We start from the raw sequence: 11,353 nt of genomic DNA, 5'->3' as shown, positions 1-11,353 counted from the left end.
GAAGCTAAGCCTCTCAGCGCCGATGGTACTGCAAGGGGGACCTTGTGGGAGAGTAGGACGCCGCCGGACTTAACGTAGAGGAACCAGGGAACCCCTGACCAGTACTGGTCAGGGGTTTTCTGCGTCTGCGGCCCGTTCTGGGTCCTTGTCGCCGGGTCCTGGTCAGGCCGTAGGATCAGCCGACGACGGAGGAACGATGACCGAAGCCTGGCCGGCCCTGCCCGACGGCTCCCGACTGGCGCTGCGGGAGATCCTCATCCACGGGGTGCTCTCCCGTGCCGAGATCGCCCGGGCGCTGGGGCTCTCGCGGGCGAGTCTCACGCGGGCGATGCGCATCCTCGTGTCCCAGCGCCTGGTGGTCGAGGTCGGTACGGACGTGCGTGGTGCCACCGGTCGGCCGTCGGAGCTCCTGCAGGTGAGCAGTGGGCAGTGGGAGTTCCTGGGCATCAAGCTCACGAAGGACCGTCTGTACGCCGCGGTCACGGACCTGGGCGGACGGGTCCTCGCCCTGCACGAGGAAGTGATCGATGGTACCGCGGCCGAGCCACTCGCGGAGCAGATCACGGCCGTCCTCGAGCGACTCCGGCCCGCGCACCCCGCGATCTGTGCGATCGGGGTCTCGCTGCCCGGTGACGTGATCGTCCGCGCAGGGGAGTCCGTGGTCGCCGCGTCGGTGTTCCTGGGGTGGCACGAGGTGCCCTTCGCGCGGATGCTCGAGGAGCGGACGGGCATCGCCACGTTCACGGCGAACGACGTCCACGCCTTGACGGCGAAGGAGCACTGGTTCGGCGCGGGTGCGGGTCGTGGATCGATGGTGCTGGTGACCGTCGGTGAGGGCATCGGCCTCGGGCTGATCGCGAACGGGCAGGTGTCGACGGGGGAGCACGGGCGCCTGGGACGCATCGGGCACCTGCCGGTCCTCGGCGGTGGGCCGGACTGTGGGCTCGGGCACGCCGGGTGCGCCTCGAGCTACCTGCCGAGTCCGGTGATCGTCCGGAACGCCGGACACGAGGGGAAAACGTACGAGCAGGTGGTCGAGCTCGCCCGGGACGGCGAGGCGGGCGCCGTCGCCGCGTTCGAGGACGCAGGCCGTGCCCTCGGGGTCCTGCTCGCCACCGCGGTGCACATCGCGGACCCGGCGGCCGTCGTGCTGACGGGTGACGGGTTGCCCGTGTACGACCTGGCGCGGGCGACCGTCGACGAGTCGATGCGAGCAGCCCTGGCGCCGTACACCGAGCCGGTCACCGTCGAGGTGCAGCCGTTCGAGTTCTCGGAGTGGGCACGCGCCGGTGCGGTGCTCGCCATCCGCCGGCTGCTGGGGGAGTGAAGCCGAAGAGGTCGTGGCGCACGTCTGCGCGCCTTAGTTACGCACGTTGACAAACGCGGACGCAGACGGGAGGCTTGCACGGTCCACACCATCGAAGGAGATGCCGTGACCGCTGCCCCCACCGTCCCGTGGCCGACCGACGGCCTGTCGTTCGGCGGCGACTACAGCCCCGAACAGTGGCCCCGGGAGACCTGGCTCGAGGACGTCCGGTTGATGCGGGAGGCCGGGGTGAACCTGGTCACCGTCGGGGTGTTCTCGTGGGCACTGCTCGAGCGGTCTCCGGGGGACTTCACGTGGGAGTGGCTCGACGACGTGCTCGCGCTGCTGCACGAGCACGGCATCGCGGTGGACCTCGCGACGCCGACCGCCGCACCCCCGAACTGGCTGCTGACCGCACACCCCGAGATCCTGCCCGTGGACGCCACGGAGCGCCGCGAGCGTCCCGGCGGGCGGCTCGGGTGGTGCCCGGCCTCGGAGCTGTTCCGGGAGCACGCACTCCGGATGGTCGACGCGCTGGCCGAGCGGTACGGTCGACACCCGGCTGTCCGGCTGTGGCACGTGAGCAACGAGCTCGGCGGTGGCAACGGCCGGTGCTACTGCGAGGAGTCGGCAGCGGACTTCCGGCACTGGCTCGTCGCGGAGTACGGCGTCGTCGAGGCCGCGAACGACGCCTGGGGCACGGCGTTCTGGGGGCACACCTACACCTCGTTCGACGAGGTGTCGCCGCCGCGCGGTGTCGGCGGTGCGCCGAACCCCGGGCTCGCGCTGGACTTCGAGCGGTACTCATCCGACGCCCTCCTCCGCCAGTTCGACGCCGAGAAGGCCGTCATCGAGCAGCACTCGGACGTGCCGGTGACCACGAACTTCATGGTGGGAGCCGGCTCACAGGTCGTCGACTACGCCGGGTGGGCGAAGCACGTGGCGATCGTCGCGAACGACCACTACACGCTCGTCGACGACGCCCGCCGCGAGCAGGACCTCGCGCTGGCCGGTGACCGGATGCGCGGGATGTCGGCGGACCGACGCCCCTGGCTGCTGATGGAGCACTCGACGGGTGGCCCGAGCTGGCAGCAGCGCAACCGTGCGAAGGAACCGGCCGAGCTCGTCCGGAACGCCCTGGCGCACGTCGCGCACGGTTCCGACGGGGCGATGTTCTTCCAGTGGCGGGCCTCCACCGCGGGCGCTGAGCAGTTCCACTCCGCGATGCTCCCGCACGCCGGCACCCGCACGCGCATCTGGCGCGAGGTGCTCGCCCTCGGCCGTGCGCTGCAGGACCTCGCACCCGTGCAGGGCACCCGCGTCGAGCCGGCCCGGGTCGCGATCGTCGTCGACGAGGCCTCCGGGTGGGCCGTGCAGTCGGGCCTCAAGCCGCACCGGGGTCTCCGCTACGGCCGGGAGATCTGCGCCTGGCACCGAGCGTTCCACGACCGGCAGGTGCTCACCGACGTGGTCCCCGCCGACGCCGACCTGGACGGGTACGACGTGGTCGTCGTGCCGACGATGCTCATCGTCGACGACGCGACCGCCGCGCGGCTGTCCGGTGTGGTGGACCGCGGTGCCACCCTGATCGTCACGTACCTGTCCGGCGTCGCCGACGAGACCGCCCGCATCCGCACCGGTGGCTACCCGGGAGCGTTCCGCGACGTGCTCGGCGCCTGGAGCGAGGAGTTCACGCCGCTGCAGCGCGACGAACGCTGGACCCTGGACGACGGCGAGGTCGTCACCGACTGGGCCGAGGCGGTCGTCCTCGAGGACGCCGAGCCCGTGCTCCGGTACACCGACGGCCCGCTCGCGGGCCGTCCCGCGGTCACCCGCCGCGCCGTCGGCGGCGGCGCCTGGTACGTGTCCGCGACGCTCGCGGACGACAGTATCCAACGGCTCGTGGACGAGGTGATCGCCCAGCGGGGGATCCTGCGGACGGTCACCGGGCCTCCCGGCCTGGAGGCGGTGCGTCGCGTCGGCGACGACGGTTCCGCCTTCCTGTTCCTCGTCAACCACCGCGCTGACGACGTCACGGTCCGCGCGTCCGGCACGGACCTGCTCGACGGGTCCGGCCACGGGCCGGACACCGTCGTGCCGGCCGGACGCGTCCGCGTGCTGCGCGAGGAGCAGGCCTCGTGACCGTGGTGGAGCGGGAGCCGTCGACCGTCGGCCTTCGGGACCGACGGGTGCACGTGCTGCGGTCCGCTGGGGTGTCGCTGGTGCTGGCGTCCGCGGAGGACGGGCTGCCCGAGGTGCTGCACTGGGGCCGGGACGTCGGAGCCGTCGCACCTGCTGACGCGGAGGACCTGCTGCTCGCACTCGGTCGGCCGCTCGGACCGAGCGCCCTCGACGCGCGGTGGCCGCTCACGGTGCTGCCGACCGAGCGTGACGGGTGGGAGGGCCGGCCGGGGATCGCCGGGCACGTGGACGGGATGCCGCTCGTGCCGCGGTGGCGTGACGTGATCGTCCTGGCGGATGACCGGCGGATCGTCGTGACCGCCGAGTCGGACCCGTTGGCGCTCCGGAGCGAGTTCGTGCTCGACACCGCGGGGGTGCTGCGGGTACGGCACACGGTGACGAACACGCATGCCCTGCCCGTGCACCTGCAGGCGCTCGAGGCGACGCTGCCTGTGGGGGAGCGGATCACCGAGGTGCTCGACCTGGGCGGACGGTGGACCCGTGAGCGCACACCGCAGCGCCGGGCCGCGACCGCCGGGAGCCACGCACGCGAGAGCCGTCGCGGGCGGACGGGCCACGATTCGCCGACGTTGCTCGTGCTCGGGACGCCCGGGTTCTCGGATGCCGAGGGCGAGCTGTGGGCGGTGCACCTGGCCTGGAGTGCCGATTCCGTCTACCGGTACGACCAGCTCCCCGAGGCGCGACCGCTGCTCGGTGCCGGGGAACTGCTGCGCGCAGGCGAGGTCGTGCTCGTCGAGGGGGAGTCGTTCACCGCCCCCGACGCCGTGTTCGTCTGGAGCGACGCCGGGATCGACGGGCTGTCCGACCGCCTGCACGATTCGCTGCGGAGTCGCCCGGGACACCCGCGGCGGCCCCGGCCCGTGGTGCTGAACACGTGGGAGGCCGTCTACTTCCGGCAGGAGCTCGAGCCCCTGGTGGCATTGGCCGAGACCGCGGCGGACATCGGGGTCGAACGGTTCGTGCTCGACGACGGGTGGTTCCTCGGCCGGCGGTCGGACTCGACGTCGCTCGGGGACTGGCGGGTCGACCCCTCCGTGTGGCCGGACGGACTGGCGCCGCTCGTCGACCGGGTACGGTCGCTCGGCATGGAGTTCGGGCTGTGGTTCGAGCCCGAGATGGTGAGTCCGGTGTCCGAGCTCGCGGCGGCGCACCCCGAGTGGATGCTGCAGCGCCCCGAGGACGACGTGCGGACGTGGCGGAACCAGTACGTGCTCGACATGGCCAACCCGCTCGCCCGCCACCACGTGCTCGAGAGCATGTCCCAGGTGATCGGGGAGCACCACGTCGACTTCGTGAAGTGGGACCAGAACCGGGACATCGTGCACGCCGTGCACGCCGGACGCGCCGGCATCGACGCGCACACCCGCGGGGTGTACGCCCTGATGGACGAGCTGCGTGCGCGGCACCCGTGGCTCGAAATCGAGGCGTGCGCGAGCGGCGGGGCCCGGATCGACCTCGGCGTGCTCGAGCGCACGGACCGCGTGTGGCCGTCGGACTCGAACGACGCCTTCGAGCGGCTGCCGATCCAGCGCTGGACCGAGGTGCTGCTGCCGCTCGAGTTGATCGGGTCGCACGTCGGCCCTGAGGTGTCGCACACCACCGGCCGGCACCTCGACCTGGACTTCCGGATGGCGGTGTCGCTGTTCGGCTCGGCCGGCATCGAGACGGACGTCACGAAGCTGTCGCCCGAGGAGCTCGACCGGCTCCGGGCCTGGACGGCGCTGTACCGACGGGAGCGCGGGCTGCTGCACTCCGGGCGGCTGCGGCACCTGGACCTGGGCGACCCGGGGACGGCGGCGACCTCGGTGGTCGCCGTCGACCGGTCGCGGGCGCTGGTGCGGGTGGCACGGACGGAGACGGGGCCGAGGTCGTTGCCGGTGCCGCTCCGGTTCCGCGGGCTCGACCGGGGGCGGCGGTACCGGCTCGCCCCGGTGAAGGGGCTCGGGGTGCCGCACGGGCTCGACATGGTGCCGCCGGAGTGGCTCGTGCGCGGACACCTGGAACTGACCGGCGCCGTGTTCGAGGACGTCGGCGCACGACTCCCGCTGCTCGCACCCGCGACCGCGATCGTGCTGGAGCTCACCGCGATCGACTGAGCGCCGTCAGCCGCGCTGCTTCGGCCGGGGAAGCGTTTCCTGGTCGGCGACGTGACGGTTCTGGTTCGCGATCCTCGGCGATCGTGAACCAGGACCGTCACGCGTCGAGAGGAAGGGTCCGTCCCGGGCGATCAGTGCGGGTTACCGCGGGGTGACCGAGGCGGTGGCGGGATCCGCGGCGGTGCGGGTGGCGGTGTTGCGGAAACAGCGGAGGTGTACGGGCGTGTTCGGGTGACGGTTCCGGTTCACGAACTCGGGGGTTCGTGAACCGGAGCCGTCAGCGGCGGCTCGAAGGAACGGGCCCCGTCCCCCGCCGCCCCGCGTCAGGGCAGGAGCGAACCCGCGTGGCGGAGGACGAGCGGGCCGACAAGGGCCTCGGTGTCGATACCCGGCGCACCCGTCACCGTGAAGGTCACCGACTCGCCCGGCAGCAGGGACACCAGCCCGTCGTCCACCCGGGCGGCGGGGTCGACACGGTCCGCAAACAGCGAGACGTCCCGCGCGTACGAATCCGCGGTGACGGTCACCACCGCGCCGTCGGCGATGGCCTGCACGGACGCCGACAGCGGCGACGGTGCCAGGGCCTGGTCGACGACCTCGGCGAAGTCGTGCACGGTGCGGGTGCCGGCTCCCGTGACGACGAGGACCTCGGAACGGGCGTCGCCCGGTACCGCGAGCGACGACGGCAGCTGCACCCGATCGGCATCGGCGGGGGCAGCGGCGAGCATGAACGACGACGACTCGAGCACCGTGCCGTCGAAGGCGACGCGGGAGACGGTGACCTCGTCGGCGACCGACGCCCCGGACGCGTTGACGAGGACGACGTCGAGGCCTCCGTCGCCGTCGCCGCCCTGGCCACCGGACGACGGCTGCACGGTGAGCAGCACGGGCTGGTAGGCCTGCCGGACGGCGTACCAGACGGGCTTCCGGATGCCGGCGTGGTCGACGAGGGCCCAGGACACCACGGGCCAGTCGTCGTTCAGCTGCCAGACGATCATGCCGGTGTTGTCGGGCGTGCGGGAGCGGAACCACTCCATGCCGAAGCGGATCGCGTGCGCCTGGTTGAGCTGTGCGGCGAAGTGCCAGTCCTCGATGCTCGTCGGCGAGGGCAGGTGCCCGCGCATGCCGTCGGCGAGCTTCCGGTTGCCCTGGTCGGCCTTCTGGTGCACGAGCATCTCGTGACCGTCCGGGTCGAGGGGCTCGTCGTGCACCACCGCGGTCAGGGTCGACCACGCGGGCGGACCCTGGAACCCGAACTCCGCCACGAACCGCGGCTCCCAGTCGGCGTAGGCGCGGTAGTCGAGTCGGTTCCAGACATCCCAGATGTGCACGCTGCCGTTCCGCTGGTCGTTCGGCGTCAGGTACTCGTCGAACGAGAACGGGCTGCCCGGCGTGTACGGACGGGTCGGGTCCAGCTCGGCGACGACGGACGGCAGCAGTGAACGGTAGTAGCCGTTGCCCCAGGTCCTGCCGACGAGCGACGGCCGCCACCCCCACTCGGCGTAGGCGACGAGGTTCTCGTTGTTGCCGTTCCACACCACGAGCGAGGGGTGCGGGCTCAGTCGGGTGACGGCCTCGCGGACCTCGGGCTCGACCTCGTCGGCGAGCCACGGTTCCTCGGCGTAGGCGGCGCAGGCGAACAGGAAGTCCTGCCAGACGAGCACACCGAGCTCGTCGCACCGGTCGTACAGGTCGTCGGACTCGTAGATCCCGCCGCCCCAGATGCGGAGCAGGTTCATGTTCGCGTCGATCGCGTCCTGGACCCGGTCCGCGTACCGCGCCGGCGTCATCTCGGTCAGGTAGGCGTGGTCGGGGATCCAGTTCGCCCCGCGCACCATGACCGGACGGCCGTTCACGCGGAGCAGGAACGGCGCGCCGCCGGCGTCGGCAGCGGTGTCGAGCGTGACCGTGCGGAAGCCGACGCGGCCGGTCCACACGTCGTCGCCGACCTCGACCCGGACGTCGTACAGCGGCTGGTCGCCCTCGCCGCGGGGCCACCAGACGGCGACGTCGGGGACCTCGAGCCGCACGGTCGCGGCGCCGTCGACGACGGGGCGTGCGCCGACGACCCGGCCGGCGGTGTCGGCGGTGCCGGCAGGACGGACGGGAGGCTCGGTGTCGGAACCGGGGTGCCCTGCGGACGCGGGGTGCGGGGCCAGGGTGATGCGGGCCTCCAGGCCGGTTCCCGCGGAACCGTCTGCTGACGCGACGGGCGCGCTGCCGATCGCCTGCGAGAAGGAGCCGGTGGAGCCGGCGTGCTCGACGTCGACGTGGGCCGTCAGCACACCGGTGGTGCCGTCGAGGTCGACGAGCGGGCGGACGGCCGCGATGCGGACGCCGCTCCAGGACTCGATGCCGATCGACTTCCAGATGCCGCTCGTGGCGACGTCGACGCCCCAGTCCCAGCCGAAGTTCGACGCGTTCTTGCGGAGCGCGTTGTAGGGGTGGTGGTTGACGTGGGGGAGCTCGCCGCCGTGCAGGGCGGACAGGCGCTCGGCGGCGGGGACGGGCGCGTCGAAGGTGACGACGAGCTCGTTCGTGCCCGGGCGGAGGAGGTGCCCGACGGGGAACCGGTACGAGCGGTGCTGGTTGGCGGTGGTCGCGACGACGATGCCGTTGATCTCGATGGTGGCGAGGGTGTCGAGGCCCTCGGCGACGAGGTCGTGGCGGGTCTCGTCCGGCGCTGCCCACTCGAACGTGCGGCGGTAGCGCCAGACGGTGTCGCCGATCCACTGGGTGGCGGCCTCGCCGTCGCCGTCGAACGGGTCGGGGATCCGGCCGGCCCGCAGCAGGTCGGTGTGCACGCAGCCGGGGACCTGCGCCTCGATCGGTTCGCGGTGCTCCGCCGACTGCTCGGGACCGGTCACCGCCTCGAGGGTCCACGTGCCGTCCAGGGTGGTCCGCTCCATTGCGTCTCCTCATCGTTACGGGGCCGTGACCCGACCCCTTGACCGCCTTAGTTTACGCGTGTAACAATCACGCTCACAACGTGGACTCTGCGACGACGCAGACCGAGAGGACAACGATGTTCAACCCAACCCGTTCACGGCTCGCCATCGGCGGCGCCGTTCTCCTCGCAGCCGGCCTCGCGCTCAGCGGCTGCAGCTCCAGCGGCAGCGCCAGCACGAACGACGCCGCGGCCTCGACCCTGGTGGCGTACACCGGCCAGTCCGGCGACTACCAGATCAACTTCAACCCGTGGTCGCCGTCCAACATCGGCGGCGTCGGCACGATCTACGAGTCGCTCTTCTTCATCACCAACGTCAACACGAAGGACCCGAAGCCGCTGCTCGGCAAGTCGTACGAGTGGAACGACGACGGCACGCAGCTCACCATCACGCTGCGCGACGGGGCCACCTGGAGCGACGGGAAGCCCTTCACCTCGAAGGACGTCGTGTTCACGCTCGACATGCTCAAGAAGCAGAAGGCCCTGAACTCGATCGGCTACGACGGCACCGCGAAGGCCGACGGCGACGACAAGGTGGTCGTCTCGTTCGACAAGCCGTCGTTCGTGCTCGGCCCGAACCTGCTCGGCAAGACCTGGATCGTGCCCGAGCACCTGTGGAAGGACATCGACCCGACCACCGACGTCGTGCGCGAGCCCGTCGGCACCGGCCCGTACACGCTCGGCACCTTCAAGGCGCAGGCGTTCACCCTCGAGGCGAACAAGAAGTACTGGGACGGCGCCCCGGCCGTGAAGACCATCCGCTACCTGTCGCTCTCCGGCAACACCGCCGGTGCCGACGCACTGAAGCAGGGGTCGATCGACTGGCAGACCGGCCCGGTGCCGAACATGGACGACATCCCCGCCAACTACAACGGCTACGACGGCATCACCGTCGGCCAGAACCAGATGGCACTGCTGACCTGCTCGAACACCGACCTGGGCTGCGCCGGCCCGCAGACCGACCCGGCCGTCCGGCACGCGATCGCCGACGCCATCAACCGCAAGCAGCTCAACTCGCTGGCGTTCGAGAACACCGCGAGCGAGATCTCGCCGACCTTCGCGCTCACCACGACGCAGAAGGACACCATCTCGAAGGACATCGAGCCGGCCGTCATGCCGGAGACCCCCGACACCGACGCAGCGGCATCGGCGCTCGAGGACGCGGGCTACGCGAAGGGCGCCGACGGCATCTACGCCAAGGACGGCAAGAAGCTGTCCCTGACGGTCGAGGTCGTCACCGGCTGGACCGACTACATCACCGCCATCGACACCATGACGCAGCAGCTCAAGGCCGCGGGCATCGAACTCAAGGCGCAGCAGTCGTCGTGGAACGAGTGGACCGACAAGAAGACCAAGGGCAACTTCGAGCTCGCGATCGACTCGCTCGGCCAGGGCCCGACGGCGAACCCGTACTACCTGTACAACAACTACTTCACGACGGCGAACACCGCGAAGGTCGGTGAAGCAGCCCCGATGAACATCTCGCGGTACAGCAACCCCGACGTCGACAAGGCCATCGCGAAGCTCGCCACGATCAACCCCGAGGACACCGCGGCGACCCAGCCCGAGCTCGACACGATCCAGGAGCACATCGTCGAGGACCTGCCCTACATCCCCGTGATGACCGGCGGCACGACGAGCGAGTTCCACGCGGCGAAGTTCACCGGCTGGCCGACGGACGACGACCTGTACGCCTTCCCGGCGGTCTGGGCGAGCCCGGACAACGCCGAGATCTTCAAGGCGCTCAAGCCGGCGAAGGGCTGACACCGATGGGACCGCGACCGAGGAGCACTCGACGATGACCTACTTCGTCCGCAAGATCGGTTTCTACGTCGTCGCACTGTGGGCGGCGTTGACGCTGAACTTCATCATCCCCAGGCTCCTGCCCGGCAACCCGGTGGACATCCTGCTCGCCAAGCTCCAGCAGCGCGGCGGGCAGGTGACCCCGGCGACCCGGGAGGCGTACGAGCTGCTCCTCGGTGGCGATTCCTCGGAGCCGCTCATCTCCCAGTACGGCCACTACCTGGTCAACGTGTTCCGCGGTGACCTCGGGGTGTCCGTCAGCTACTTCCCGGCACCCGTCACCGAGGTGATCGGCAGCTCGCTGCCGTGGACCATCGCCCTGGTCGGGATCGCCACGATCCTGGCCGCGATCATCGGCGTCGGCCTCGGGGCCTTCGTCGGGTGGCGGCCCGGCACCTGGCTCGACTCGTTCGTGCCGGCGACCACCCTGCTCGCCGCGGTGCCGTACTTCTGGCTCGCGCTGATCCTGGTGTACTTCTTCGCCACCGGGATCCACCTGTTCCCGGCGCAGGGCGGCTACGACGTGATCCTGACCCCCGGGTTCAACTGGGACTTCATCGCCTCGGCGATCAAGTACGGGGTGCTGCCGGCCGTGACGATCGTGCTCGCGTCGCTCGGGGGCTGGCTGCTCGGCATGCGCAACATGATGGTGTCGACGTTGTCCGAGGACTACATCACCACCGCGCAGGCGAAGGGCCTGTCCGACGGCAAGATCCTGCGGAACTACGCCGCCCGGAACGCCGTCCTGCCCTCCGTCGCCGGGTTCGCGATCTCCCTCGGGTTCATCGTGTCCGGCTCCGTCGTCACCGAGCAGGTGTTCTCGTACCCGGGCATCGGGTCGAAGCTGCTGTCCGCCGTGACGAACAACGACTACGCGCTCATGCAGGGCATCTTCCTGTTCATCACCCTGGCGGTCCTCGGCGCGAACCTCGTCGTCGACCTGCTGTACGGACTGATCGACCCGCGCACGCGGGCCCGGAGCTAGGGGAGGAGACGACC

Annotated in this window: 6 protein-coding genes; 5 read left to right on the top strand and 1 reads right to left on the bottom strand. The window is 71.0% G+C overall.

Annotated elements, in window-relative coordinates; all coding sequences use genetic code 11:
- Positions 1 to 196: 196 nt before the first annotated feature.
- From DEJ17_RS16045 to DEJ17_RS16035, 3 genes are all read left to right on the top strand, one after another.
- The gene (locus DEJ17_RS16045; RefSeq protein ID WP_110895229.1) at positions 197 to 1,327 is read left to right on the top strand and encodes an ROK family transcriptional regulator; all 1,131 of its coding nucleotides are present in this window, start codon (positions 197 to 199) and stop codon (positions 1,325 to 1,327) included.
- Between the two features lie 105 nt (positions 1,328 to 1,432).
- A complete protein-coding gene (locus DEJ17_RS16040) occupies positions 1,433 to 3,448 on the top strand; it encodes a beta-galactosidase (RefSeq protein ID WP_110895227.1) in 2,016 nt (671 codons plus the stop codon).
- Complete coding sequence (locus DEJ17_RS16035) at positions 3,445 to 5,604, top strand: alpha-galactosidase (RefSeq protein ID WP_258366861.1); 2,160 nt, start codon at positions 3,445 to 3,447, stop codon at positions 5,602 to 5,604. Before DEJ17_RS16040 ends, DEJ17_RS16035 begins: the two co-directional genes overlap by 4 nt.
- A 323-nt stretch (positions 5,605 to 5,927) precedes the next feature.
- Here the strand turns inward: DEJ17_RS16035 and DEJ17_RS16030 are convergent, their stop codons facing one another.
- On the bottom strand, positions 5,928 to 8,513 hold the full coding sequence (locus tag DEJ17_RS16030; protein ID WP_110895225.1) for a glycoside hydrolase family 2 protein: 2,586 nt from the start codon (positions 8,511 to 8,513) through the stop codon (positions 5,928 to 5,930).
- 116 nt (positions 8,514 to 8,629) lie between these two features.
- On the opposite strand from DEJ17_RS16030, the gene DEJ17_RS16025 reads away from it, so the two are divergent.
- Positions 8,630 to 10,315 (top strand): ABC transporter substrate-binding protein, encoded by a 1,686-nt coding sequence (locus tag DEJ17_RS16025; protein WP_110895223.1) that lies wholly within the window; start codon positions 8,630 to 8,632, stop codon positions 10,313 to 10,315.
- A 34-nt stretch (positions 10,316 to 10,349) separates the two neighbouring features.
- Positions 10,350 to 11,339: an ABC transporter permease gene (locus DEJ17_RS16020; RefSeq protein WP_110895221.1), complete on the top strand. Its 990-nt coding sequence runs from the start codon at positions 10,350 to 10,352 to the stop codon at positions 11,337 to 11,339.
- Positions 11,340 to 11,353: the final 14 nt, after the last annotated feature.

The sequence above is a fragment of the Curtobacterium sp. MCSS17_011 genome (assembly GCF_003224275.1).
Taxonomy (GTDB): Bacteria; Actinomycetota; Actinomycetes; order Actinomycetales; family Microbacteriaceae; genus Curtobacterium.
The sequence above is the reverse complement of the archived record's forward strand: the minus strand, read 5'-3'. Positions and strand labels throughout refer to the sequence as shown.

What these genes read in the sequence shown, in the direction of transcription:
- DEJ17_RS16045 (WP_110895229.1), top strand. Translation starts at nt 197, where the DNA reads ATGACCGAAGCCTGGCCGGCCCTGCCCGACGGCTCCCGACTGGCGCTG.
- DEJ17_RS16030 (WP_110895225.1), bottom strand. Translation starts at nt 8,513, where the DNA reads ATGGAGCGGACCACCCTGGACGGCACGTGGACCCTCGAGGCGGTGACC.
- DEJ17_RS16025 (WP_110895223.1), top strand. Translation starts at nt 8,630, where the DNA reads ATGTTCAACCCAACCCGTTCACGGCTCGCCATCGGCGGCGCCGTTCTC.
- DEJ17_RS16020 (WP_110895221.1), top strand. Translation starts at nt 10,350, where the DNA reads ATGACCTACTTCGTCCGCAAGATCGGTTTCTACGTCGTCGCACTGTGG.